The sequence below is a fragment of the Ruegeria conchae genome (assembly GCF_000192475.1).
In the GTDB taxonomy this organism is placed as follows: Bacteria; Pseudomonadota; Alphaproteobacteria; order Rhodobacterales; family Rhodobacteraceae; genus Ruegeria; species Ruegeria conchae.
This window is the reverse complement of sequence record NZ_AEYW01000001.1, coordinates 20,558-46,068: the sequence shown is the minus strand read 5'-3', so window position 1 is coordinate 46,068 and position 25,511 is coordinate 20,558. Positions and strand designations below refer to the sequence as shown.

At 56.6% G+C, this 25,511-nt stretch carries 28 protein-coding genes; 12 read left to right on the top strand and 16 right to left on the bottom strand.

The annotated features are described in order from the left end of the window. The first annotated feature begins 266 nt into the window (after positions 1–266). From rpmH to G7G_RS0100245, 12 genes are all read left to right on the top strand, one after another. A complete protein-coding gene (rpmH, locus tag G7G_RS0100300; RefSeq protein WP_005980833.1) occupies positions 267–401 on the top strand; it encodes a 50S ribosomal protein L34 in 135 nt (44 codons plus the stop codon). 25 nt (positions 402–426) lie between these two features. Continuing rightward, a complete protein-coding gene (rnpA, locus tag G7G_RS0100295; RefSeq protein ID WP_029621564.1) occupies positions 427–849 on the top strand; it encodes a ribonuclease P protein component in 423 nt (140 codons plus the stop codon). Next, positions 846–1,073: a membrane protein insertion efficiency factor YidD gene (gene yidD / locus G7G_RS0100290; protein ID WP_010437166.1), complete on the top strand. Its 228-nt coding sequence runs from the start codon at positions 846–848 to the stop codon at positions 1,071–1,073. Before rnpA ends, yidD begins: the two co-directional genes overlap by 4 nt. 44 nt (positions 1,074–1,117) lie before the next feature. Beyond that, the gene (gene ttcA, locus G7G_RS0100285; RefSeq protein ID WP_010437165.1) at positions 1,118–2,002 is read left to right on the top strand and encodes a tRNA 2-thiocytidine(32) synthetase TtcA; all 885 of its coding nucleotides are present in this window, start codon (positions 1,118–1,120) and stop codon (positions 2,000–2,002) included. A 70-nt stretch (positions 2,003–2,072) separates the two neighbouring features. Beyond that, positions 2,073–3,614 carry a bifunctional diguanylate cyclase/phosphodiesterase gene (locus G7G_RS0100280; RefSeq protein WP_010437164.1) on the top strand — a complete coding sequence of 514 codons (1,542 nt, stop codon included), beginning with the start codon at positions 2,073–2,075 and terminating at the stop codon, positions 3,612–3,614. Between the two features lie 126 nt (positions 3,615–3,740). Beyond that, positions 3,741–5,564, top strand: a complete 1,824-nt coding sequence (gene yidC / locus G7G_RS0100275; RefSeq protein ID WP_010437161.1) for a membrane protein insertase YidC — start codon at positions 3,741–3,743, stop codon at positions 5,562–5,564. After that, a complete protein-coding gene (locus G7G_RS0100270) occupies positions 5,561–6,298 on the top strand; it encodes an MOSC domain-containing protein (RefSeq protein WP_010437158.1) in 738 nt (245 codons plus the stop codon). Before yidC ends, G7G_RS0100270 begins: the two co-directional genes overlap by 4 nt. Continuing rightward, complete coding sequence (yihA, locus tag G7G_RS0100265; RefSeq protein WP_010437155.1) at positions 6,295–6,948, top strand: ribosome biogenesis GTP-binding protein YihA/YsxC; 654 nt, start codon at positions 6,295–6,297, stop codon at positions 6,946–6,948. The genes G7G_RS0100270 and yihA overlap by 4 nt, the downstream gene beginning before the upstream one ends. A 60-nt stretch (positions 6,949–7,008) precedes the next feature. Then, positions 7,009–7,872 carry an acetylglutamate kinase gene (gene argB / locus G7G_RS0100260; RefSeq protein WP_029621561.1) on the top strand — a complete coding sequence of 288 codons (864 nt, stop codon included), beginning with the start codon at positions 7,009–7,011 and terminating at the stop codon, positions 7,870–7,872. A 57-nt stretch (positions 7,873–7,929) separates the two neighbouring features. Next, positions 7,930–8,724 (top strand): sterol desaturase family protein, encoded by a 795-nt coding sequence (locus tag G7G_RS0100255; protein WP_010437149.1) that lies wholly within the window; start codon positions 7,930–7,932, stop codon positions 8,722–8,724. Beyond that, the gene (locus tag G7G_RS0100250) at positions 8,721–9,374 is read left to right on the top strand and encodes a ferredoxin (protein WP_120981193.1); all 654 of its coding nucleotides are present in this window, start codon (positions 8,721–8,723) and stop codon (positions 9,372–9,374) included. Before G7G_RS0100255 ends, G7G_RS0100250 begins: the two co-directional genes overlap by 4 nt. Further along, the gene (locus G7G_RS0100245; protein WP_010437143.1) at positions 9,371–9,868 is read left to right on the top strand and encodes a SixA phosphatase family protein; all 498 of its coding nucleotides are present in this window, start codon (positions 9,371–9,373) and stop codon (positions 9,866–9,868) included. Before G7G_RS0100250 ends, G7G_RS0100245 begins: the two co-directional genes overlap by 4 nt. A 43-nt stretch (positions 9,869–9,911) precedes the next feature. Here G7G_RS0100245 and G7G_RS0100240 read toward each other — a convergent pair whose 3' ends face one another. From G7G_RS0100240 to rplO, 16 genes are all read right to left on the bottom strand, one after another. Next, positions 9,912–10,703, bottom strand: a complete 792-nt coding sequence (locus tag G7G_RS0100240; protein ID WP_029621560.1) for an amino acid ABC transporter ATP-binding protein — start codon at positions 10,701–10,703, stop codon at positions 9,912–9,914. 12 nt (positions 10,704–10,715) lie between these two features. Then, on the bottom strand, positions 10,716–12,014 hold the full coding sequence (locus tag G7G_RS0100235) for an amino acid ABC transporter permease (RefSeq protein ID WP_010437139.1): 1,299 nt from the start codon (positions 12,012–12,014) through the stop codon (positions 10,716–10,718). Between the two features lie 3 nt (positions 12,015–12,017). After that, the gene (locus G7G_RS0100230; RefSeq protein WP_010437136.1) at positions 12,018–13,250 is read right to left on the bottom strand and encodes an amino acid ABC transporter permease; all 1,233 of its coding nucleotides are present in this window, start codon (positions 13,248–13,250) and stop codon (positions 12,018–12,020) included. Between the two features lie 123 nt (positions 13,251–13,373). Then, the gene (locus tag G7G_RS0100225; protein WP_010437135.1) at positions 13,374–14,393 is read right to left on the bottom strand and encodes an amino acid ABC transporter substrate-binding protein; all 1,020 of its coding nucleotides are present in this window, start codon (positions 14,391–14,393) and stop codon (positions 13,374–13,376) included. A 207-nt stretch (positions 14,394–14,600) separates the two neighbouring features. Next, on the bottom strand, positions 14,601–15,308 hold the full coding sequence (locus G7G_RS0100220; RefSeq protein ID WP_010437134.1) for an ATP12 family chaperone protein: 708 nt from the start codon (positions 15,306–15,308) through the stop codon (positions 14,601–14,603). A gap of 5 nt (positions 15,309–15,313) precedes the next feature. Then, positions 15,314–15,985, bottom strand: coding sequence for an HAD-IA family hydrolase (locus tag G7G_RS0100215; RefSeq protein ID WP_010437133.1), 672 nt, complete (start codon positions 15,983–15,985; stop codon positions 15,314–15,316). Beyond that, the gene (locus G7G_RS0100210; RefSeq protein WP_010437132.1) at positions 15,982–17,025 is read right to left on the bottom strand and encodes an RluA family pseudouridine synthase; all 1,044 of its coding nucleotides are present in this window, start codon (positions 17,023–17,025) and stop codon (positions 15,982–15,984) included. Before G7G_RS0100210 ends, G7G_RS0100215 begins: the two co-directional genes overlap by 4 nt. 104 nt (positions 17,026–17,129) lie before the next feature. Beyond that, the gene (locus G7G_RS0100205; RefSeq protein ID WP_010437130.1) at positions 17,130–18,443 is read right to left on the bottom strand and encodes a replication-associated recombination protein A; all 1,314 of its coding nucleotides are present in this window, start codon (positions 18,441–18,443) and stop codon (positions 17,130–17,132) included. 3 nt (positions 18,444–18,446) lie between these two features. Further along, positions 18,447–19,832 carry a trypsin-like peptidase domain-containing protein gene (locus G7G_RS0100200; protein ID WP_010437129.1) on the bottom strand — a complete coding sequence of 462 codons (1,386 nt, stop codon included), beginning with the start codon at positions 19,830–19,832 and terminating at the stop codon, positions 18,447–18,449. 207 nt (positions 19,833–20,039) lie between these two features. Then, on the bottom strand, positions 20,040–20,459 hold the full coding sequence (gene rplQ, locus G7G_RS0100195; RefSeq protein ID WP_010437128.1) for a 50S ribosomal protein L17: 420 nt from the start codon (positions 20,457–20,459) through the stop codon (positions 20,040–20,042). A 118-nt stretch (positions 20,460–20,577) separates the two neighbouring features. Continuing rightward, positions 20,578–21,594 (bottom strand): DNA-directed RNA polymerase subunit alpha, encoded by a 1,017-nt coding sequence (locus tag G7G_RS0100190; RefSeq protein WP_010437127.1) that lies wholly within the window; start codon positions 21,592–21,594, stop codon positions 20,578–20,580. 115 nt (positions 21,595–21,709) lie between these two features. Further along, positions 21,710–22,099 (bottom strand): 30S ribosomal protein S11, encoded by a 390-nt coding sequence (rpsK, locus tag G7G_RS0100185; protein WP_010437126.1) that lies wholly within the window; start codon positions 22,097–22,099, stop codon positions 21,710–21,712. A gap of 15 nt (positions 22,100–22,114) precedes the next feature. After that, positions 22,115–22,483, bottom strand: a complete 369-nt coding sequence (gene rpsM, locus G7G_RS0100180) for a 30S ribosomal protein S13 (RefSeq protein ID WP_010437125.1) — start codon at positions 22,481–22,483, stop codon at positions 22,115–22,117. Positions 22,484–22,896: 413 nt separating this feature from the next. After that, entirely contained in the window at positions 22,897–23,541 is a 645-nt protein-coding gene (locus G7G_RS0100175) for an adenylate kinase (RefSeq protein ID WP_010437124.1), read from the bottom strand. Further along, positions 23,538–24,902 (bottom strand): preprotein translocase subunit SecY, encoded by a 1,365-nt coding sequence (gene secY / locus G7G_RS0100170; protein WP_010437121.1) that lies wholly within the window; start codon positions 24,900–24,902, stop codon positions 23,538–23,540. The genes G7G_RS0100175 and secY overlap by 4 nt, the downstream gene beginning before the upstream one ends. Before the next feature lie 109 nt (positions 24,903–25,011). After that, positions 25,012–25,485 (bottom strand): 50S ribosomal protein L15, encoded by a 474-nt coding sequence (gene rplO, locus G7G_RS0100165; protein WP_010437119.1) that lies wholly within the window; start codon positions 25,483–25,485, stop codon positions 25,012–25,014. Positions 25,486–25,511 lie beyond the last annotated feature (26 nt).

Sequence of the window (25,511 nt, the reverse complement as noted above, 5' to 3'; positions counted from 1 at the left end):
GCACCAACATGCGATGCCTTGGGCCCGCACAACAGGGACCTCACGCGGCGTTGATGTTTATGGCCCGGAATGTGACGAATTCGGGCAATAATACCTGCGACTTGAAACCTTTTGCTGGTGCCGGTTACAGAATTGTTGCAAAAGGCGGCGAAACCCCCACCTAGGGGTTTGACTTAACTCCCGTGACCCAGTAGAGGACGGGCTTCGAACACTAGGGCCAGGCGAATCCGCGCCGCACCCGACCGCTATAGATTGGAGACGGAGCGATGAAACGCACCTATCAGCCTTCGAACCTGGTTCGCAAACGCCGCCACGGTTTCCGCGCGCGCATGGCTACCAAAGCCGGCCGCAAAATCCTGAACGCGCGCCGCGCACGTGGCCGCAAATCGCTGAGCGCGTAAACCGCTCACTGATCAGGTTATGAACGTGACGCCGCCGGAGGCCCCTGAGGATGGTACAAACCAGCCGAGGGTCAAGCCCCCGGCGGCGTCCGTTTGCGCGCATGAAATTTTGACTGTTCTGCAGAATCGCTCTGATTTTCTTAAAGCAGCGCGGGCGAAACGGCATGGCACCGCCTCGATGATGGTGCAAGCGCGAAAACGCGGCACGGATGAAGCGACGGGTATTCGCGTCGGATTTACCTGTTCCAAGAAAGTCGGCAACGCCGTGGCCCGCAACCGCGCCAAGCGCCGATTGCGCGAGGCCGCGCGGGCAGTTCTTCCCATTCAGGGACGCGAAGGGTGGGATTACGTCCTAATCGGCCGTGCCGAGGTCACTGCCGCCCGGCCCTTTGAGGCACTGAAAGATGATCTGCGCTTTGCCCTGCGCAAAGTGCATGGCGCCAAATGACCCTGTTTGCCCATATCCTCGCCCTGCCGATCCGGGCCTATCGGCTGATCTTCAGCCCATGGGTTGGTTTCAATTGCCGGTACCAACCAACCTGTTCGGCCTACGCGCTGGAGGCGCTGGAAAAACATGGCCCCATCAAGGGCACATGGCTGGCTGCGCGGCGCATTGGACGCTGCCATCCATGGGGCAGCGATGGATATGATCCGGTTCCCGACGACGAATAACGCTCACCCTTGCCCGGTTCACTCAACTGCGATAGGCCCGCCCCATGTTCGACGAAGCTGACGATATCCATCCGCTCTTTGCCGGGGCGCCCTCGACCACCGAGTTTAAGAAACTGCGCAAACGCATTGTGCGTCAGACGCGTGAGGCCATTGATCAATACGGGATGGTGGACCGCACCAATGATGGAAAAACGCCCCGGTGGTTGGTTTGTCTGTCGGGCGGCAAGGACAGCTATACCCTTCTGGCAGTGCTCCACGAACTAAAATGGCGCGGGCTGCTGCCTGTCGATTTGCTGGCCTGCAATTTGGATCAGGGTCAGCCGGGTTTCCCGGCCACTGTTCTTCCCGAGTTCCTCGAACGCATGGGAGTGCCGCATCGGATCGAATATCAGGATACTTATTCGATTGTGGTGGATAAGGTCCCCCAGGGCCGCACCTATTGCGCTCTGTGCTCGCGTTTACGGAGGGGCAACCTCTATCGCATCGCGCGCGAAGAAGGGTGTTCAGCAGTCGTGCTGGGCCATCACCGCGACGATATTCTTGAGACCTTTTTCATGAACCTGTTCCACGGGGGCCGTCTTGCGACCATGCCGCCCAAACTGGTCAATGAAGAGGGGGATCTGTTTGTCTATCGCCCCCTCGCTCATGTGGCCGAGGCGGATTGCGAGAAATTTGCAAAGGCGATGAACTATCCCATCATCCCATGTGATTTGTGCGGCAGCCAGGACGGGCTGCAACGTCAACAGGTCAAACAGATTTTGGACCAGTGGGAAAAAAATGCGCCAGGGCGACGTCAGGTGATGTTCCGGGCGCTGACAAATGCCAGACCGTCGCACCTGCTTGACCCGAAACTTTTTGATTTTATGAACCTTTCGACCGGACAGATTCAAAACGACGAAAATTCGGCGGAAATTCCCAAGTTGCGTTAACGAGTGACTCAGATAGATTTCCTACGGTTGGCCTGCGCGATCCTTGCCCAAGCCAAAGGCCGTAAAACCGATGCGGAAATTTCTCTTTGTTGATAAATATCTCGATCTGTTGCGAGTTATCCTGACCGGACCACAGGTCCTGGCCTTTTTGCCAGCCATCTGTCTGGCAGCGTTCTGGTTGGGTGGTGAACGTGCCCTTTTCATGGCGGCGCTTGGCCTGCCGCTTATGTTTGCCGCAACCGGAATATGGGGCAGCCGATCCTACACCGCCCATAGCGCGGGAATGCGCCCCAGCGGCCTGGTGACTCATAATGTTTTTCAATCCGAACTGCAGATTTTGAATGAGTCAGCGCGTAGCCGAGGCGAGAATGCCGCCTGCATCGCTATAGCTCTGGACGATTTTGCCGACCTTCTGGATCTGCACGGGCAGGCCGCAGCCGATCATGCGAAACAACAATTCCGCGATCGCGTTCTTTCGATCATTCGCAATCAGGACATCTTTTGCCAGATTGACCAGAATCGGTTTTTGATTGGTCTTAATCCCTCACCGCATCTGGATCTCGAAGCCTGCATTCAAATGTCAGGCCGCCTGCAAAGCGCCGTCGAAGAACCGCTCTTGTTAAACGGAGTTGGCGTGTATCAGTCCTGCTCGATCGGGTTTTGTCTGCTGTCGGATCTGCGCCAGGCTGAAGCTGATGAATGGATAGGGGCCGCCACGGCTGCCCTTGCCGAGGCCCAGAGAAACGGGCCTTCAACAATCCGCGCCTATTCAAAGGGAACCCGCCGGCGATCTCTGGTTCGAGCCAACTTGCGCAAAGAGTTCGAGGCTGCATTGGACAATGGGGAAATCCGGCCCTGGTTCCAGCCTCAAGTGTCAACTGAAACTGGCAACATAACCGGGTTCGAAGCGCTGGCACGGTGGGAGCATCCTGGCAAAGGTGTGCTTGGCCCTCAGGTATTCTTGCCCTTCGCAGAACAAGCCGAACTGATGGAGCGGTTGGGTCAGGTCATGCGCCACCACGCCTTCGAGGCCTTGCGCACTTGGGATAGCGCCGATGCTATCATTCCTCGGATAGGTATCAATTTCTCGTCTGATGAACTTCGCAATCCCAACCTGATTGATCGATTGAAGTGGGAACTGGACCAGTTTGAACTGACACCAGACAGATTGGCGGTCGAGATTCTGGAAACCGTGTTCTCGCGCCGACCCGATGACGTGATAACGAGAAACGTGACAGGCATGGCGGCTCTTGGGTGTTGTATCGATCTGGATGATTTTGGAACCGGTCATGCCTCGATCGCGTCAATCAAACGATTTGACGTTTCGCGCATCAAGATCGACCGGACCTTTGTGGCAAAATCCGACCAGGATCCCAGTCAGCAGCAGCTTGTCAGCGCGATTCTGACGATGGCTGAAAGGTTGAATCTTGAGACTCTTGCGGAAGGTGTCGAAACCCCGGGTGAACACGCATTGATGGCACAGTTGGGCAGCAATCACGTGCAGGGGTTCGGGATTGCCAAACCGATGCCGTTCGAACAGACGATGCAATGGATCACTGCCCATCGTAATCAGCTTAAAGGCGCGCCCAGGATCGGCGGCAAAATGGGATGAAATCGGTCATTTCATTGCGCCAAATCCGTTACTGCGGCGATTTATGAGGCGATTCCGCTTGACCTTTGGGGCTGCACTCTGTTGAACCCACCGGGTGTGTTTCACTGCTCAAGGTGGCTGTCCCCGATGGACGATCAGAATAAGAACCTCATCCTTGCAACCGCGCTCAGCTTTTTGGTGATCCTTGTCTGGTTCGTCTTGTTTCCACCGCCCGAACCATCGGTGACACAGGAAGAGGCTGAAATTACCGCCCTTGAAGGGGACGAGGTGCAGACACCCAGTGCCACCAGCACTGTTGGTGAAGCAACCGCAACCACCGAAGAGACTCTGCCAGAGGAACAAGCCCCTCGGGTGCAAATCGACACGCCCCGCCTGGAGGGCAGCCTGTCCCTGTCGGGCGGGCGGATCGATGAGCTGTTCTTGAAAGACTACAAGGTTTCGATCGAAGAAGGAGCGCCCATTGTCGAATTGCTGTCTCCGGTCGGGTCGGAATCAGCATATTACGCCATTTATGGCTGGGCCCCAGGCGCGGGCCTGGCAGGTGCGGACGTTCCCGGCCCCAATACACTATGGACATTGGAGCAGGGAGAGAAACTGGGTGTCGACAGCCCCATCACGCTTGCCTGGGACAACGGCAATGGCCTGACCTTCCGCCGGATCATCTCGGTCGATCAGGACTACATGTTCACCGTGACCCAATCGGTCGAAAACTCGACCCAGTCCGAGGTGGGCATGGCCCCTTATGGCATTCTCGCCCGGCACGGTATTGGCGAAGATGGCGATCTTCCGGGCCTGAAGAATTTCTTCATCTTGCATGAAGGCGTGATTGGCATGTCGGATGGCACACTGTCCGAGGTCGATTATGGCGATGTCCGCGATTTCGATATCAACCCGAATGAAAGGGCCCAGGCCGAGGTCTATCAGGTCAAGGAAGATGGATGGATCGGATTTACCGACCATTACTGGATGACTACACTGATCCCCGAACCCGGGTCAGCTTTCAAAGCAGCCGCCAAATACGACTCGCGCCGCAAAATTTATCAGACCGAGACGGTCCTGTCGACACTGACTGTCGCCCCAGGTGAAACCGCCGAGGTCACGACCCGCCTGTTCGCCGGTGCCAAGGAATGGGAAGCCATTCGTGAATATCAGGCTGAAGGCGTGCAGAAATTCATCGACAGCATCGACTGGGGCTGGTTCTTCTTTCTGACCAAGCCGATCTTCTGGCTGCTGCACAATATCAATGCTCTGATCGGCAATATGGGCTGGTCCATCATCGGCCTGACCTTGATCATTAAGGCAATCCTCTTCCCGCTGGCCTTCAAATCCTACGTCTCGATGGCGAAAATGAAGGAACTGCAGCCGCAGATGGAGGCGTTGAAAGAAGCCGCAGGAGACGACCGCCAGAAGATGCAGCAAGGCATGATGGAGCTTTACAAGAAGGAAAAGGTAAACCCGGCCGCTGGCTGTTTACCAATCCTGATGCAGATTCCGATCTTCTTCTCGCTATACAAGGTGATCTTCGTCACCATCGAACTGCGCCAAGCCCCCTGGTTTGGCCCGTTCCAGGACCTCAGCGCGCCGGATCCGACCTCCATCATGAACCTGTTCGGCCTGTTGCCCTGGGCTGGCCCACAACCGGAAACGTTCATGGCGCTGATCTTCATCGGCATCCTGCCGCTGTTGCTGGGTATCTCGATGTGGCTGCAGCAAAAGCTGAACCCGGCACCAACCGATGCGACGCAGGCGATGATCTTTGCCTGGATGCCTTGGGTGTTCATGTTCATGCTGGGCAGCTTTGCCAGCGGGCTGGTGGTGTACTGGATCGCGAACAACACGATCACATTCACCCAGCAGTATCTGATCATGCGCAGTCAAGGCTACAAACCTGACGTATTCGGAAACATCAAGTCTGGCTTCAAGCGCACCCCAAAGACGGATGACAAATGAGCGGAACAGTAACCGCTTTGTGGCGGCACCCGATAAAAAGTCACGGGCGCGAAAGCCTTGATCACATCACCATGACCCCCGGGCAGACCATGCCCGGGGATCGTATTTGGGCGGTTGCGCATGAGGCGTCCAAAGCGGATGGGTCGGAATGGGTACCCTGCAACAATTTCAGCCGCGGCGCGAAGGCTCCTCAGTTGATGGCAATCTCAGCGCATCTACAGGGTGACACGGTCACGCTGCGCCATCCCAACCGCCCCGATCTGAGTTTTGAGCCCGACACGCAACAAGACAAATTTCTGCACTGGGTGAGGCCACTGATGCCGACAGACCGGGCCGCCTCGGCCCGCATCATCCGCGTTCCCGGTCGCGGGATGACCGATAGCGATTTCCCATCGATCAGCCTGTGCAATATGGCCTCGCACCGTGCGGTCGAGCAGAAATTGGGCCGTGATCTTTCGATTGCACGTTGGCGTGGCAACATCTGGTTCGATGGCCTGCCACTGTGGGAGGAATTCGACTGGCTGGGCCGCAATATACGAATTGGCGAGGTGATCTTTCACATCCGTGAACGCATAACGCGTTGTTTGGCCACGACGGCCAACCCCGAGACGGGTGAACGCGATGCCGATACGCTGGGTGCGCTCGGCAATTGGAATCATCAGGATTTCGGGGTCTACGCTGAGGTTCTGCAAGGCGGCAGCATCCGCCCCGGCGACGAGGTACAGGTACTGTGACCGCTCTTCGTTTTCCATTGGTCGAATCCCCTGACGCATTCGCAACAGAAACCGGGCGCAAACTGTTTGCCGGACCATCCGAGTTCGTCAAAGGCGTGGTCGCCATGGACGGCCTGCCCGCACCTGACCGGCTGGAAGTCTGCTTCGCAGGGCGTTCAAACGTGGGCAAGTCCAGCTTAATCAACGCGCTGACTGGGACCAAAGGGCTGGCACGTGCATCAAACACGCCGGGCCGCACACAAGAGATCAACTTTTTCACTCAAGGACTTGAGCTCTATTTGGTTGACCTGCCGGGATATGGTTACGCCAATGCGCCGGTCAAGGTCGTCGAAAAGTGGCAGCGGTTGCTGAAAAAATATCTCAGCGGCCGTCAAACCCTGCGCCGCGCCTTTGTGCTGATCGACTCGCGCCACGGGGTAAAGCCGGTCGACGCAGAGATTATGAAGCTGCTGGACACCAGCGCTGTCACGTTTCAATGCGTTCTGACCAAAGCCGACAAGGTAAAAGCCAACGACCGCGAGAAGGTGCTGCAGCAAGTACGCAGCGCGCTTGCCAAACACCCCGCAGCCTTCCCCGAGATCGTGTTAACATCATCCGAAAAAGGCGACGGAATTCCCACCCTGCGCTCGATCATCGCGCATCTGGAATAGCTTGGCTCTTGGCAGCACCGCGCAAAGACCCTAACACGGGTGCCCAGAGGGACCTCAGCCATGAAGACAAGAGATATGAATCGGGATTGGATCGCCACCGCAGCCACCTTGAACAGCGCCCTGCCCTACCTGCAGCGCTATGACGGGGCCATCGTTGTTATCAAGCTGGGTGGGCACGCCATGGGCAGCGACGAGGCGATGGAAAGCTTTGCGCGCGACGTTGTTCTGATGCGGCAAGTCGGTGTAAACCCCGTCGTAGTGCATGGCGGCGGTCCTATGATCAACGCCATGCTGGGCAAGCTAGACATTCAGTCCGAATTTGTCGGCGGCAAGCGTGTGACTGACAAAGCCACTGTTGAGGTGGTCGAGATGGTTCTGTCCGGCCTTGTAAACAAGCGTATCGTACAGGCGATCAACGGTCAGGGCGGCTCGGCTGTGGGTTTGTCGGGCAAGGATGCAAACCTGATGGTTTGCGATCAGACCGATCCATCGCTGGGATTTGTGGGCTCACCGTCCAAGATGAACCCAAAGGTTCTGCATGACCTGTTCTCACATGACGTGATCCCCGTGATTGCCCCGCTTGGTGCGGGCCAGAATGGTGAAACGTTCAACGTCAACGGCGACACCGCGGCTGGCGCGATTGCCTCGGCACTTAAGGCAGATCGCCTTCTGCTGCTTACCGATGTTTCGGGCGTCAAGAATGCCGCCGGAGAGGTCGTGACCGAACTGAAAGCCGGTCAGATCCGTGAGATGACGCTGGAAGGCACTATCGCGGGTGGAATGATCCCCAAAACAGAAACCGCGTTGGACGCGCTGCATAGCGGTGTTCGGGCAGTGGTAATACTGGACGGGCGCGCGCCAAATGCGGTGTTGCTCGAACTGTTTACGGAACACGGTGCCGGATCCCTGATCCGCCCGGATTAACGCCATAGTGATCTTCGACATCTTGCACCGGGCATTAACATGCTCGATTGTGAATGTATGGAGAACGAGCCCCTATTTCGCCTAAGCGTGTTTTTGATCCTGTTTGTTGTGTTTGCGGCGGCAGAGACAATTGCGCCAAAACGCTTACGAACTTGTCCGCGAAAAAATCGGTGGCTAACCAATCTATCAATCACTGTTTTGAACACACTGATGCTCAGGACTATGGCGATTGGGTTGCCCTTATTGGCAGTTGGCGCTGCCATTGATGCTGGGAAAAATGGATTGGGCGTTTTTAATTGGCTCGCTTGGCCAGGGTGGGTTGAGCTTATTCTGTGTTTGCTGATTCTGGACTTTGCAATCTGGCTACAGCATCTGATTACCCACAAGGTGCCAATCCTTTGGCGGCTACATCGTGTGCATCACGCCGACCGAGACATGGACGTCACTACTGCAGTCCGCTTTCACCCTGTTGAAATCGCGTTGTCCATGATCCTGAAAATCGGGCTAATCTATCTGCTCGGCGCCAGCGCCCTGGCTGTGATCCTGTTTGAGATCCTTCTTAATGGCACAGCGTTGTTCAATCATTCAAACTTGAAGCTCCCCCTTGCTGTTGACGCTGTGGTACGTAGGGTTCTTGTGACACCCGATATGCATCGCGTACATCATTCGGTGTTCCGAACAGAACATGACAGCAATTATGGCTTTGCACTGTCTAATTGGGACCGAATGCTGGGGACTTACATTGCACAACCTCGGGACGGGCACGAACAAATGAGCGTGGGATTGGAATGGCAGGACGATCGACCAACAAAACTGGGATGGAGCCTGGTTCTGCCCTTTCGCCGTCGATGACCTACGCCAATGTCGAACGAGCAGCCACTCAGGTTGGGCTGATAGTTATGGGTGCACAACATCCGCGCGTGTCGGGAGCCAAACAACTGGACGGTGGGACATTGATCCTGCTGGGGACGGCAGGAGCGTTCTGGCCCACTCTGGCTGCATCGCCTGAGTGGAGGGATGGTCAACCCGATCCTGTAGACCGGTGGTCAAAGCGAGTTATTGGTGAACTGGCACAGGACCTGTCAGCCGCAGCACACTATCCGTTTGGCGGCCCACCTTACGCGCCATTCATTGATTGGGCACTAAACTCCGGGCGCACGTTCAGCAGCCCGGTAGGGGCACTGGTGCACGATACTGTGGGAATGATGATTTCATTCCGTGGTGCTTTGCATTTCACTGGGGAATTTACGATCCCGCACAACTTACAGGAATCTCCATGTGTTGAATGCCCCGCCCCTTGCGCGACCACCTGTCCGGTAGAAGCGCTGAATACGCACAGCTTCTACGATGTGGCCGCCTGCAAAGGATATCTGGGTACTGAAGCTGGACAAGACTGCCTGAACGATGGGTGTATCGCGCGGCGCGCCTGCCCTGTCAGCGCAGGTGCCGAGCGTCAACCCGAACAGTCGGCGCATCACATGAACGCCTTTTTTCGATCATGACCCGAACTCTGATTCTGACCCGCCATGCGAAATCCAGTTGGCAAGATCCGTTTGCCCAAGATCACTACCGGCCACTAAACAAACGCGGACGAAGGTCGGCTCCTGCGATCGGCCGCTGGTTACAAAGCAATGGTTGGTTACCAGATGAAGTCCTCAGCTCAACAGCACAACGCACGCGGGAGACATGGAACCGGTTGGGGCTAAGCGCATCAAAGCTGTCCTTTACCCCCGGCCTCTACCTTGCCGGGCCCGATCAAATGTTTGAGGCGCTTTTGTCGGCTTCGGCAAAGACCGTGCTCATGCTAGGCCATAATCCCGGTATTGCAGAGTTTGCAGATCGATTAGTACGCCAAGCCCCGAACCATCCGCGATTCTACGATTATCCGACTGGCGCAACGACTGTTATCCACTTTGAAGCACCAGATTGGACTTCGGTTCGTTGGGGAAGTGGTGAAGTTCTTGGATTTACAATCCCACGCGAATTGCTGGAATAAAAAAGGCGGGGTAACCCCGCCTTTCTGATCTTCTGGTCTCGGTTCAATGACCCAGAATTTGGCTTAGGAACAGTTTGGTCCGCTCGCTCTGAGGGTTGTTGAAGAACTCTTCCGGTTCGTTCTGTTCCACGATCTGGCCTGCGTCCATAAAGATCACACGGTTGGCAACCTGACGTGCAAAACCCATCTCGTGGGTCACACACAGCATGGTCATGCCTTCCTCGGCCAGTTCGATCATGGTGTCGAGCACCTCTTTGATCATCTCGGGGTCCAGCGCCGATGTCGGTTCATCGAACAACATGATCCGCGGCATCATACACAGCGAGCGGGCAATCGCCACACGCTGCTGCTGACCACCGGATAGCTGACCGGGATATTTCAGCGCCTGATCCGGGATCTTCACCTTTTCCAGGAAATGCATCGCGCGTTCTTCGGCTTCTTTCTTGGGCGTTTTACGTACCCAGATCGGTGCCAGCGTGCAGTTTTCCAGAATGGTCAGATGCGGGAACAGGTTGAAGTGCTGGAACACCATGCCAACCTCGGACCGGATCTTGTCGATGTTCTTGAGGTCATTCGACAGTTCCGTCCCATCCACGACAATCGTGCCTTGCTGGTGCTCTTCCAGCGCGTTCAAGCAGCGGATCAGGGTGGACTTACCCGACCCGGACGGCCCCGCGATCACGATCCGCTCGCCCTGATTGACGGTCAGATTGATGTCGCGCAGTACGTGGAAGGACCCGTACCACTTGTTCATGTTGTTGATTTCGATGGCGACCTCGTCGCTCACCTGCATCTTGGTGCGGTCGATTTCGCGGTCAATTGCAAGTTCAGACATATGTTGAACTCCTTAATGATGATCCGTGGCAAGGCGACGCTCGAGCCACTGGGAATATTGAGAGATGCCGTAGCAGACGACGAAGAACAGAAGCGCTGCAAAGCCCAGAAGCTCCCAATAAACGCCGTTCCATTCGGTCGACGCCAGGATGGGACCCCGGATCATGCCCACGAGATCGAACATTGAGATGACCGAAACCAGTGTGGTGTCCTTGAACAAGCCCACGGCCACGTTCACGATACCGGGGATCGATATCTTCAATGCCTGCGGCAGGATGATAAGCCGCATCGCCTGCGGGTAATCCAAACCAAGACTGTCTGCTGCCTCGTACTGTCCACGTGGAAGCGCTGCAAGACCACCGCGGATCACCTCGGCGATATACGCGGCAGAGAACATGGTGATCATGATCACAACGCGCAGGAACAGGTCGACCGTGCTGTCAGGCGGGAAGAAATACGACAGCATCACCGAAGCCACAAACAGCAGTGTGATCAAAGGCACACCACGGATGAATTCGATGAAGATGACGCAGACCCACTTGATCAGCGGCATGTTCGACTGACGGCCCAGCGCAAGTGCGATCCCTAACGGGACAGACAACGAAACGCAGGCCAAGCCCAGCATCATGTTGAGCATGAAGCCACCTAGATCGCGGCTGGGAACAGCTGAAAGCCATGCCCCTTCGGACGCGTCCTCTGGGATCAAAGCACCGCCAAGCTTCCAGACAACCAAAGCAACGATAATGGCCCCGAAAAATCCAGCGGCAAAACTGTTCTTCCCGAGCTTCTGAAAGACAGCACCCGCAGCAACGCAGCCAAGTAGGGCAACAAAAGGTACCAAGATCGTGCCACCCCATATCAGCCAGAAGGCAATAAAGGGATAGAGGGCTGTAAAGATCAGTAGTTTGCGCGGTAGGTCGAAGAACAGGACCGGTGCAACCGCCGCAAGCATCAGTACGAATGCCAGATTAGGCCGCCAATACGCATCGGTGGGGTATTTGAACCCGTAGATAAGCTGAGGCCAGCGTTCGGTCAGAACCGCGAAACACGCACCTGTTTTACCGGCGAGAATCTCTCGGCATTCCGCAAGCGAATTCGCGTTCCACACTCCATTCATGATCCATGGCAACGTGTTTTTTAGAAGCACATAGATCAACAACAGCGACAGGACAGTCAGGATTGTATTGGTCGCGCCTGAGAAAAGATTCTCTCGCAGCCACTTCACAATACCCGTCTGGTTCGCAGGTGGTGGTGACGGAGGAATGGTGCCATCGGCCACAAAGGCGATCGGGTTTGTTGTTTGATCAGCCATGGCTCAGCGCTCCTTCAACTTGACGGATGCGTTGTAGACGTTCATCACCATTGAGATCAGCAGCGAAGCGGTCAGATAGAACAGCATCAGCAACAGAACACACTCGATCGCACGACCGGTCTGGTTCAGCGTGATGCCACCCAACGTCGCGGTAATATCCGCATAGCCCACGGCAATCGCCAGCGACGAGTTCTTGGTGATGTTCAGATACTGCGAAATCAGCGGCGGGATGATCACCCGCAGCGCTTGCGGCAGGATCACCAGATTCATGATCCGCCCGGGGCGCAAACCCAGTGCAGCTGCAGCTTCGGTTTGACCTTTCGAGATCGCCTGAATACCCGCGCGAACGTTTTCCGCGATGAAGGCACCGGTATAAATCGACAAGGCAAACCACAAAGCGATCAGCGGGCCACCGATTTTGATACCACCGCTGAAGTTAAAGCCCTTCAGCTCGGGAATGTTCCAAGTCAGACCCATCACCGCCATCAGCAGAGCAAAAGGCACCAGCCAAACGGCCAGTTTCACAAGGCCGGTTTTCGGACGCTCACCAGTTTGTTCCTGCTTCAGCGTGGCGCGTTTTTCAATTTCGCGAGACGCAAACCAAGAACCGACCAAAAACACGATCACCACAACCCAATTCAAAATTGTGGCGCTGAACAAGCCATTGGCGAATTCCGGACGCGGGATATAGACACCACGGTTGGTGAAAGCGAACAAGTCAAACAACATGCTGGATGTTGGGTTATCGCCGCGGAAGGCTCTGGGCCCTGGCAATACTGCCGTCATGATGGTGAAGATGATGATGATCCAGATCAGGACCGGGATGTTCCGGAAGATCTCGACATAGACGGCCATCAACTTTGACACGAGCCAGTTGTTCGACAGACGCAATACGCCCGCTATCACACCAAACACCGTGGCTGTAACACAGGCCAGAACAGCGACAAGCAGCGTATTGAGAATTCCAACAATAGCGGCGCGCCCATGCGAAGACTGGCTGTCATATTCAATCAAACGCTGGTTAATGTCATACCCCGAAGCGTCGCCCAGAAATGTGTAGGAAATGTTGAGGCCAGCGGCCCTGAGGTTCTGGATCAGGTTGTTGCCAAGATACCAGATGGAAAGCGCAATAACGACGGCCGCAATCACCTGAAATGTCAGTGAGCGATAGCGGGTGTCGTTTATGAGCATAGACAACCGAAAGTCAGCTTTCGGTGGGTCAGTCATAGTTGACATATTTAGGAATCCCCGTGCTTTTCGAGCGCTTCATTGTCGGCGGGGTTCTCCCCACTCTTGAGCAACTCGTAGCATTCTGATGAGAAAAGGGCGCAGGTTGCCCTGCGCCCTTTCCAATGGATTTTAGCGGAACGGCGGCGAATACAGCAAGCCACCTTCGGTCCACTGTGCGTTCAGGCCGCGAGCCAGACCAATCGGAGTTTCTTCACCGATGTTCTTGGCGAAGACTTCGCCATAGTTACCACCAGCTTTAATCGCCTTGGCGGCCCAGTCAGCGTCCAGACCCAGCATTTCGCCCAGAGTACCTTCGGTACCCAGCAGACGGTTCACTTCAGGGTTGTCACCTGCGCCGGCGCTCAGCTCATCGATATTGGCCGAGGTCACGCCCAGCTCTTCAGCCGAAACCAGAGCGTTCAGAGTCCAGCGGACAACGTCGCCCCACTCGTGATCGCCGTGACGGACCAGCGGGCCCAGAGGCTCTTTCGAGATGATTTCGGGCAGCAGGACGTGGTCACCAGGGTTTTCGAACGTGGCACGTGTTGCGGCCAGACCCGATGCGTCGGTGGTGTAAACGTCACATGCGCCAGCTAGATACTGCTGTTGTGCTTCGGCGTTGGTTTCGATCGGAACCGGCTCATAGCTGATGTTGTTCGAGCGGAAGAAGTCCGCCAGGTTCAGCTCGGTTGTGGTGCCGGTCTGGATGCACACGGTTGCGCCGTCCAGTTCCTTGGCCGAGCTTACGCCCAGTGCTTTGGGAACCATAAAGCCCTGACCGTCGTAGTAGTTCACGCCGACGAATTCGAACTTCAGGTCTACGTCGCGGCTGAATGTCCAAGTGGTGTTACGAGCCAGCATGTCGATCTCACCCGAAGCCAGCGCGGTAAAGCGAGTCTTGCCGGTGGTCGGAACAAATTCAACAGCGCTTGCATCGCCCAGTACAGCGGCTGCAACAGCACGGCACAGTGAGACGTCAAAGCCCTGCCATTCGCCATTTGCGTCGGGTGCAGCAAAGCCGACCAGACCGGTGGTCACACCGCAGTTCAGCTTGCCGCGTGCTTTGACATCGTCAACAGTCCCCGCCGCAGCTGCGCCAGCAGCCAGGCCGGCAATGGTTGCCATGCCCAAGATTACGGATTTTTTCATTTTTACCTCTTCCTGATTTTCCATCCCTTTATGGGACGGTTCGATCCGGCACTATACGCGCCAGAAAGGTTACCCAAAAGGTGTCTCCCCTTTAGTGGCCCGAGTTTGGGCGTATTCATCAACAAACGTCAAGGGCTGGATCAGGGAAAACGATTGATCAATTTGGGCAAAAAGGGGCTCAAAATCACGATTTGAGCTCAAAAAGTCTCAGATCGAGATGTCGAAGAAACGCTTGGCATGCAAAAACGCTGCTTTTTTTACTTCGGCTGCAGCGTGTGCTTCGTCATCATGACCCCACTGTTCGATCTGCCACAGCTCATCCAATCGGGAAATATGCCAGATCTCATCTGGCGCTCGCCAATCCAAAGCCGCAGCAAATCCAAGAATCAATGATCCGGACAGACTGACAAGATCGTGAAACGCCGCCAATTGAAAGGCATTGAGCGCGTGTACCCGGTTGCGCAACGTTTGCAGTGTTTCGGTGTCTTGCGGATGATGCACCACGCCCACGCGCGAAATTAAACGTGCGCCCAGCGCGTCGGCAGCCCAATCCAAAGCAGGGTCCCAATCGTTTGCCTGCCGGTTTTGCAAAGCCTCGGGGTGAGTCGCCCGATAGCATAACAAATCCGAATCGCCATAATCTGCTAGCATATCAGCAACCTCACCATGCTGATGCTGCACATTGTCGATCGCCGCGTTGGCCGAACGGGTGAAAGGCATCGTGGTCGGATCGACCTCTTTTTCCTGCGCATCCCATTCATCGGCAATGGCCTGCGCCATGGCATGCGTGGGAAGGACCAGCGCAGCTTTTGCCGGTGTCTTGACACGACGACCATCCAGCGCAACCGTGTAACCGTTGTCGATCTCAACGACTGCGCCTGACGTCCAGAAGCGTTTTGGTTTCCAGTCGCTCATATTTTTCAGTCCCAGATGTTGGCCAGTGTCACTGGCAATTCTTCGAAGCTCTCGATCACGTATTGGGCAGTGCTCAGGGCTGATCGATCATGGTATCCCCAGCTTACTCCGATCCCTGCGACCTGCGCGGCAGCAGCCATTTCCATGTCAAAACTGGTATCGCCTACCATGACCGAATGAGCGGCCCCCACGCCGGTTTCAGCCAGCGCGGTTTCGATCATCGATGGATGCGGTTTTGACGGGTGATGATCGGCCACCTGCCGAGTGATGAAATGCTGCTCCAACCCATGCGCCTCTAGCAGCGCATCCAGTCCACGCTTGGATTTCCCGGTCGCAACGCCCAGCAGCACCTCGGGCATATCATGGAGTGCCTGAATTACTTCCCGAGCGCCTGGATAAAGCGGAGAGCTGGCTGCGCCCTGCTCTAACCGTTGCGCGTGATAGGCCTGTTTGTAGCCATCAACCAGCGCGTTCTGCACCAGATCTGACTGATCTGACGCAAGACGTGCCATCGCATGGGGCAGAGACAAGCCAACGATGGACAGGATTGCGTTTCGGCTCGGCACCGGCAAAGACTGCGCCTGAAAGCTGGCAGTCATCGCCGACACGATGGCGCCCTGACTGTCGACAAGCGTGCCATCCACGTCGAACAAAACCAGCCGTAAGGGCGCACTCATCGCAGCTGCTCGAACGGATCGTCGGATGCCAGATCCTCAGTCCAACCAAGTGTATCCCAACTGTGCTTCATGTGGTCTGGCAATGGGGCTGTGATCGTGATGGGTTTTCGTGTTTCCGGATGCTCAAATGACAGGCTGCGGGCGTGCAGATGAAGTTTCTTGCTGATGATGCCGCCCAGCTGAGCCCCCCAACCATCGCCGAGGTTTTCCTGTCCCGAGCCACCGTATTTTCCATCTCCGATGATAGGGTGGCCGATTGCTGCCATATGCGCACGCAGCTGATGTGTTCGGCCGGTTACCGGCTCCATCGCAACCCATGCGGCCCGGCCCGCCACACGATAGAGCGTGGCATAGAGCGTATGCGCGCGTTTTGCGCCAGGCGTGTCGTTCACTTCGCTCGGATGAACAGCGATCATCTTCTCGCCTTCGCCCTGTTTGCCATGCCCCGGAGCCTTGACCAGACCGGTCTTGATCTCTCCCAGATAAGGCGTCGGCACCCCTGCAACGAGCGCCCAATAAATCTTTTGGGTGTTGCGATGCCGGAACGCTGCGGTCAGCCCCTTGGCGGCTTCGCGCGTGCGGGCCATCAATAGCACCCCTGATGTGTCCTTATCCAACCGATGCACAAGGCGCGGGTTCTCATCGTACCCAAAGCGCAACGCTTCTGACAGGCTGTCCACATGGCGCGTCTGACCGCTTCCGCCCTGCACCGGCAGCCCATGTGGTTTGTTCAGCGCCAGCACGTGATCGTCCTTATAGATCACGCAAGACTGGATCATCTTTGCGTCGGCGTCCGAGACACGGTGCTTTACGACTGCCGGCTTATGGTCCGCATCCGGTAGCGGGGGCACACGCACGGACTGCCCGACCTCCAATCGAGTCGCAGCTTTGACCCGCCCGCCATCAACGCGCAGCTCACCCTTGCGACACATCTTCTCGATCCGGCCTTGGCTGACATGGGGAAACAGCCGGCGCAGCCAACGATCCAACCGCTGGTCGCCATCGCCCTCTGCTACGGTGATCACCTGTACGCCGCTCATGCCATTGCCCCTTTTTCCGCGCGGCTGATCCGCCCGGATTGTGCTGGTTTCAGTGCCTTAGAAATCATGCGCGTCTGTCGCGCGCATCGGGTGCAGAGTCAAGCCTAGCCCGGATTGCGCTGCGTTCTCAGTTTGGCAAAGTATTCCAACCGTTTTTTTAGTTCTCGTTCAAAACCGCGCTCGACCGGCTGATAGAGAACCGGGCGCTTCATATCATCTGGGAAATAGTTCTGACCCGAGAATCCATCTTCGGCATCGTGGTCATAGGCGTAACCTGCCCCATACCCCTGATCCTTCATCAGCGATGTCGGTGCGTTAAGAATATGTTTGGGCGGCGGTTCACTGCCCGATTGTTTTGCCAACCGCATCGCTGCCTTGTACCCCACATAAGCCCCGTTCGATTTTGGAGCGAGCGCCAGATACACCAACGCTTGTGCGAGTGCCAATTCGCCCTCGGGCGAGCCCAGCCGTTCGTAGGTTTCCCAGCTATGAAGACAGATTGATTGCGCCTGCGGATCGGCCAGACCGATATCCTCGACCGCCATTCGCGTGATCCGGCGTGCCAGATAGCGCGGGTCTTCACCCCCTGTCAGCATCCGCGCGAACCAATAGAGCGCCGCGTCCGGATCCGATCCACGCACAGATTTGTGCAGGGCCGAAATAAGGTTGTAGTGCTCGTCCCCCGATTTATCGTATTTCGCTGCCCGTCGCATCAAACGCGTCGACAGCGCATCAGAATCCAGTGCGGTTTCCACGGTCCAAGCGGTAACCTGTTCGATCAGGTTCAATAGTGCGCGCCCGTCGCCATCCGCCATTTCCTGCAGCGCTTCGCGCGCCGCAGGGGTTAGGGGCAAGGCACGGTCCAGCTCTTTCTCGGCCCGTTGGGTCAAGCGTTCAAGATCAGCGAGGCTGAGACGTTCCAGCACCAGCACCTGAGATCGGCTGAGCACCGCTGCGTTCAATTCGAAGGACGGGTTTTCGGTGGTCGCGCCGACCAGAAGGATCGTGCCGTCTTCCATATGCGGCAGAAACCCGTCCTGTTGGGCTTTGTTGAAGCGATGGATTTCGTCAACGAACAGCAAAGTGCCCTGCCCGTTCCGGCGGCGGATCTTGGCGGCTTCGAACACCTTCTTCAGATCCGGAACACCGGTAAAGATAGCACTGATCTGTACGAAACGTAGATCAGTTTCCTGCGCGAGCAACCGGGCAATTGTCGTCTTACCTACGCCCGGAGGCCCCCAAAAGATCAGGCTCGACAGGCTTCCAGAAGCCAGCATCACCCCCAACGGAGCATCCTGGCCCAACACTTGTTCCTGCCCGATCACCTCGGATAAGGATTGCGGACGCAACCGATCTGCTAGCGGTCTGTGCGGCGAAGCCGTGGGTTCGCTCGACCCAGTATCAAACAGATCATTCACGGATCACATCCGGAACCGCAATGAGATTGTCCGCCCACCGCGTTCAATTTGAACCTGAACCCGGCGACCCGGGTCGGTCAGAACCTGAACAACATCTTCTGGCACGTCAATCTTGCCGCCGTTAATAACCTCAAGCACATCCCCTGCACGCAAGCCCGCCCGCGCGCCGTATTGTCCGGGATCGACGACAACAACACCTGTTTGAGACAGCTTCAATCCGAGGCGCACAATGACCGCCGGATTGACCCCGGAGACTATAAGCCCCGGCAGCGCGGTATCTTCGCCCAAAGTCGTCTCGTTCGCGGCAGGCGTTTCGGGCGCTCGGATCAATGCGACTTCGATATCAGCACGCTCCTCACCCCGTAGCCGTGTCAGCACGGATTTGCCGCCCACCCCGGCAACCACCATGCGAAACTTCATCTCGGCTGGAGAATTCACCTCATCCCCATCCACATGAGTGACTACATCGCCTACCCGCAAGCCCGCTTCGGCCAGCGGACTAAGCGCATGAAGGTCCGACACCACAACGCCCATCGGGATGACCAATCCTAAAGACTCAGCAATATCCGCGCTCATGTTCTGACCGGCCATACCGGCCCAAGGGCTGACGAAGCTTTCATTCCCTGCCCGCGCCTGACGTAGAAATTCCGCCACCAAATTCGCCGGAATTGCAAATCCGATACCGTTTGACCCTCCCGACCGGGTCAGAATCGAAGTATTGATGCCGATCAAATCCCCATTCACATCGATCAGAGCACCACCGGAATTACCGGGATTGATCGCCGCATCGGTTTGGATGAAATATCCACGTGCATTACCGGTGGCTGTACCGGTCCGCGCCAATCCCGAGATTATCCCTGAAGACACAGTTTGCCCGACCCCAAACGGGTTCCCGATCGCAAGCGCCAGTTCACCTACTTCTACGTGATCGGAGTCGCGCAGATGCAGAAAAGGTAGCTCGCCCGCCTCCTCCAGCCGCAGGATGGCAATATCGCTTTCCTTATCGCCGAGCACAACCTTGGCCGAATACTCACGACGGTCCGTGGTCACCACCCGTATCTCGGTGGCTGTCCCAACCACGTGATAATTGGACACGACATAGCCGTCTTCCGACAAAACGACGCCCGATCCCAGCGAGTTCTGAATACGTTGACGGGGCTCCCCAAACCCCCGACCAAAGAAGTCCTGAAAGAACGGGTCTGAGAACAGCGAATTGGTTCGACCTTCCCGTATGATCTTGGCATAGATATTTACCACTGCCGGGGCAGCTTTCCGAACCACCGGGGCAAAACCCAGTCCAATCTCGGCCTGTGATTGGGGCACGCGCGTTTCGGCTGAGGCAGTCGCAGCTACCACCATCAGGCTTATCACTAGAATACTGCGGATCATGTGACCTCCAATCAGGAATGATCGAAGATATGCGAAGCCCGCGCCATGAATGCAAGAGCCGATGAACTGTGCGACCGCGACTAGCTTAGTCAACACACTGCAGGCATAGGCGTGGCCGATAATACCCGTATCTAAACCTCAGAACAGAAAAACCTCCGCACGGTTGCCCGGGCGGAGGTTTATTTCCGACCATATGGTCAGAATTTATTATTCGTCTGCAGCCTCTTCAGCAGCAACACGCGCTTTGTCAGCAGCGCCTTTGGCATCGACGTCACGATCAACGAATTCGATGATCGCCATCGGAGCCATGTCACCATAGCGGAAGCCAGCTTTCAGGATGCGGACATAGCCGCCCTGACGCTCGGCGTAGCGGGGGCCCAGAACTTCGAACAGCTTTGCGACGTCTTTGTCTTCTTTCAGCTGCGAAGCGGCCTGACGGCGGGCGTGCAGGTCGCCGCGCTTGCCCAGAGTGACCAGCTTTTCGATGATCGGGCGCAGTTCTTTTGCCTTGGGCAGAGTTGTCTTGATTTGCTCATGCTCGATGAGCGAGCCAGCCATGTTCGCAAACAGAGCCTTGCGGTGCTCATGAGTACGGTTCAGGCGGCGGTAACCACGTGCGTGACGCATTTTCTAGTTCCTTCTTTCGCGTTTTGCTTTGTCTGGCCGGCGATGCGTGTCACCGGCTCTCCTTGGGGCGGAAGTGCCCATATGGTCCCCGGCAGCCCGGGCATTTGGGAAGACGCGCTTAGAACGCGTCTTCGAATTTCTTCGCCAGATCTTCGATGTTGTCGGGCGGCCAATCCTCGACATCCATGCCGAGGTGCAGACCCATGCCGGACAGCACTTCCTTGATCTCGTTCAGCGACTTGCGACCGAAGTTTGGAGTGCGCAGCATCTCGGCTTCGGTCTTCTGGATCAGATCGCCGATGTAAACAATGTTGTCGTTTTTCAGGCAGTTTGCCGAACGGACCGACAGCTCCAGCTCGTCGACCTTCTTCAGCAGCAGCGGGTTGAACTCCAGACCATCGTCTTCGTCCTGGCGGCCAGCCGATTCCGGCTCGTCAAAGTTGACGAAGATCGACAGCTGGTCCTGCAGGATGCGTGCGGCAAAGGCCAGCGCGTCTTCCGGTGTGATCGAACCGTCGGTGTCGATCTTCAGGGTCAGCTTGTCATAGTCCAGAACCTGACCTTCACGGGTCGGCTGCACGTCATAGGCGACCTTTTTGACCGGCGAATAGATCGCGTCGATCGGAATCAGGCCGATGGGCGCATCTTCTGGCTTGTTCTTCTCAGCCGAGACGTAACCCTTGCCGGTGTTGACGGTCAGTTCCATGAACAGGTCAGCGCCATCGTCGAGGTGGCAGATAACGTGATCGCGGTTCAGAACCTCGATACCGGCGCTTTCGCTGATGTCGCCTGCGGTGACAACTGCGGGGCCTTTGGCATTGATCGACAGGCGCTTGGGGCCTTCGACTTCCATACGCAGCGATACACCCTTGAGGTTCAGGATGATGTCGGTGACGTCTTCACGAACGCCCGCGACCGAGCTGAACTCGTGCAGGACGTTGTCGATCTGAACGCTGGTGATGGCCGCGCCTTGCAGAGAGCTCATCAGAACGCGGCGCAGCGCGTTGCCCAGAGTCAGGCCAAAGCCACGCTCCAGTGGTTCGGCGACCAAAGTGGCCTGACGTGCGGGGTCGTTGCCCGGCTTGCCGTCAAGCTGGGTCGGCTTGATCAATTCTGCCCAATTCTTGTGGATCATGTAATCCCTCCATTCCTGTCCGCGCCCCATGACCAACAAGGTGCAGACGCCCGAGGTTCAAAATGACGTGCTGGGGCCGCGCAAATACACTGGCCCCAGCTCAATTCAAAATCGCTTAGACGCGGCGGCGCTTCGGCGGGCGGCAACCATTGTGAGCAATCGGGGTCACGTCGCGGATCGACGTGATGTTGAAGCCCACTGCAGCCAGTGCGCGCAGAGCCGATTCACGACCCGAACCGGGGCCCTGAACTTCGACTTCCAGCGTCTTGACGCCATGGTCCTGCGCCTTTTTGCCTGCGTCTTCTGCAGCCATCTGAGCGGCGTAGGGTGTCGATTTCCGCGATCCTTTGAAACCCATGGTACCGGCAGACGACCACGAAATGGCGTTACCCTGTACGTCCGAGATCAGGATCTTGGTGTTGTTGAAGGTCGAGTTCACATGGGCAACGCCCGATGCGATGTTCTTGCGCTCTTTGCGCTTGATGCGAGTCTTATCGCGTGCCATCGGTCAGACCCTCCCTTATTTCTTCTTACCGGCAATGGCCTTTGCGGGGCCTTTGCGAGTACGAGCATTGGTGTGGGTACGCTGACCGCGAACCGGCAGGTTGCGGCGGTGACGCAGACCGCGATAGCAGCCCAGGTCCATCAGGCGCTTGACGTTCATCTGAACTTCACGACGCAGGTCACCTTCAACGGTGAAGTTTGCATCGATGTGCTCGCGGATGGCCAGAACTTCGGCGTCGGACAGTTCGTTGACGCGACGGTGCGTTTCGATACCTACGGCTTCGCAGATCGCTTTGGCCGAGGTGTTTCCGATACCGGTGATATATGTGAGGGCGATTGGTACCCGCTTTGCAGTCGGGATGTTTACGCCGGCAATACGTGCCACGTGTCACTTTCCTTTTTGTTGCGGTTCCGTAGCTCCGGAACCTTTTTTCACAACACTTGACCGTGGCAGTGACGCCAGAGGGTCCAGTATTATTCGAGGTGGTCGGGGCATTTGGGACGAATCCCCCATGCGATCTTGATTCCCTTTAGGGATGGGGGTCGATATGGGCTTTTGGCAGCGCCGTCAAGCCCATATTCAATCTGGCCAACAAACCTTCTCTCTGACGTATTGATCGAAGATGAAGTGCTTACTGGTTTGGTCGTTGCAAAAATCCATGTGAGTGTTCAACCCACCTAAACCAACTGTGCTGATCGCCCCTAGCAATACGCCTAAAATAAGACCCACTGGCAATCCAATTATAAACCACAGTGAGTTCTTATTGTACGTATTCCAGAACACAGAATGCCTGACGCTCAGCCCAATACGGCCTCAATCGACGCCGTGACTTCCTTGATATCCGCCAGTCCGTTCACCGGGCGCAGATCGCCTTTGGCGTAGTAATAGCCAATCAGCGGAGAGGTCTTCTTGTAGTATTCCATCAACCGCGTGCGCAGGCTGTCTTCGTTGTCGTCGGCGCGACGGACGAATTCATTTTCCTTGCCGCAATTGGTGCATTTGCCATCTGCCGGGATTGGCTTGGTGTTGTCGTTATAGACCTCACCACATCCGCCGCAGGTTGACCGCGCCGTGATCCGGCCCACCAGCGCGTCATCGTCCACACGCATCTCGATCACCGTATGCAGCGACTGGCCCAGCTTGGTCAGCAGAGCCGACAGCGCGTCGGCTTGCGCCAGCGTGCGGGGGAAGCCGTCAAAGATGAAACCGGCACCTTTTTCGGTGGTCAGTTTCTCTTCGATCAGGCCAATCACGATCTCATCGGTGACCAGCTTGCCCGCGTCCATGATCGCAGCAACCTTCTGGCCCATTTCCGTGCCCGAGGTTTTGGCCTCACGCAACATGTCTCCGGTGCTCAGCTGCACCATACCGCGGGTTTCAACCAGGTGACGCGCCTGCGTTCCTTTGCCTGCCCCCGGGGGGCCGAGAAGAATGATGTTCATCGACGAGCAGCTCCCTTTCTGCCGCGTTTCTTGCCTTTGCCGCGCAGTTGGGACTTTTCAATCAGCCCTTCGTATTGATGCGCCAGCAGGTGGCTCTGGACCTGTTGGATGGTGTCCATGGTCACAGAGACGATAATCAGAACCGAGGTGCCGCCGAAATAGAACGGAATGGCAAACTGGCCCCGTAGAATTTCAGGCAACAGACAGACGGCGGCCAGATAGGCCGAACCCAGCACCAGAACGCGGTTGACCACGTATTCCAGATACTCGGAGGTTTTCTTGCCTGGACGGATACCCGGTACAAAACCGTTCTGCTTTTTCAGGTTGTCCGCCACATCGTCCGGCTTGAACGACACGTTGAACGTGTAGAAATAGGCGAAGAACACGATCATCGACGCGAAAAACAGCAGGTACAGCGGCTGACCGGGACCGAAGTTCGCCAGCAGCCACGACATGACCGGGCCATTTGTGGCACCCGACGAGAAAGTCGAGATCGTTACCGGCAGCAGCAGCAGCGAGCTTGCAAAGATCGCCGGGATCACGCCCGCCGGGTTCACTTTGACCGGCAGATGGCTGGAGCCGCCTTCATAGACTTTCATACCGGCCTGACGGCGCGGGTATTGGATGTGGATCTTGCGCAGAGCCCGCTCCATAAACACCACAAAGGTGATCACGGCGATGACCATGATGATTACACCAACGATCACGGCAGGGCTGATCGCGCCACTGCGGCCACTGGCAAAGAACTGCGCCAGAGCAGCCGGAACCTCGGCGATAATGCCGACGAAGATGATCAGAGAGATACCGTTGCCGATGCCGCGTGCAGTGATCTGCTCACCCAGCCACATCAGGAACATGGTACCGCCGACCAGAGTGATCATGGTCGACATACGGAAGAACAGACCCGGATCAGTGGCCAGATCACCCGATTCCAGCGAAACGGCCAGACCATAAGCCTGAACGGTGGCCAGAGCCACGGTGCCGAAACGGGTGTATTGGTTGATCTTTTTGCGGCCCTGCTCGCCCTCTTTCTTGAGTTGCTCAAGTGCGGGAACCATCGATGTCAGCAGCTGTACGATGATCGAGGCCGAAATGTAGGGCATGATGCCGAGGGCAAAGATACCCATCCGTCCCAGCGCCCCGCCGGTGAACATCGAAATCATGCCGCCGATGCCCTGCCCCGCCTGCTCCATGAACTCGCGCAGGGCTGCACCGTCAATGCCAGGCACCGGAATGAAGGTGCCCAGACGATAGACGATCAGCAATGCAAGCGTGAACAGGATGCGGTTGCGCAGATCGGTGGCTTTACCAAGGGCAGCCCAGCTTGTGTTGGCTGCCATTTGTTCTGCTGCTGATACCATAAATCGGTCTCTCTTATGAAAACACCGCCCGGAACCGTTTTCCGGCTCGGGCGGCGTCTTGGAAAACTCTGTGGTCTATGTAAGCGGGTCTTGGCCCGCTCACAAGCGCTTACTCTGCCGCAGCCGCTTTTGTGACCGTAAGTGAGCCGCCCGCTTTCTCAACCGCCTCAACAGCAGCTTTCGACGCACCGGTTACTTCCAAGTTCACTTTGGCGCTGATCTCACCTTTGGCCAGAACGCGGACACCGTCCAGCTTGCGACGAACCAGACCGGAGGCAACCAGCGCGTCCTCGGTGATCGCAGCTTTGGCGTCCAACTTGCCGGCGTCGACGAATTTCTGGATCAGGCCCAGATTGATAACGGCGAATTCCTTGCGGTTCGGCTTGTTGAAGCCACGCTTGGGCAGGCGCTGGTACAGCGGCATCTGGCCGCCTTCGTAGCCATTGATGGCCACACCCGAACGGGATTTCTGGCCTTTGATACCACGGCCACCCATTTTACCTTTGCCGGAACCGGGACCACGGCCAACGCGGGTGCGTTTCGGTGCGGCGCCTGGGTTGTCGCGCAATTCGTGCAGTTTCATATCGCTTCTCCTTAGCCGGATGTGAC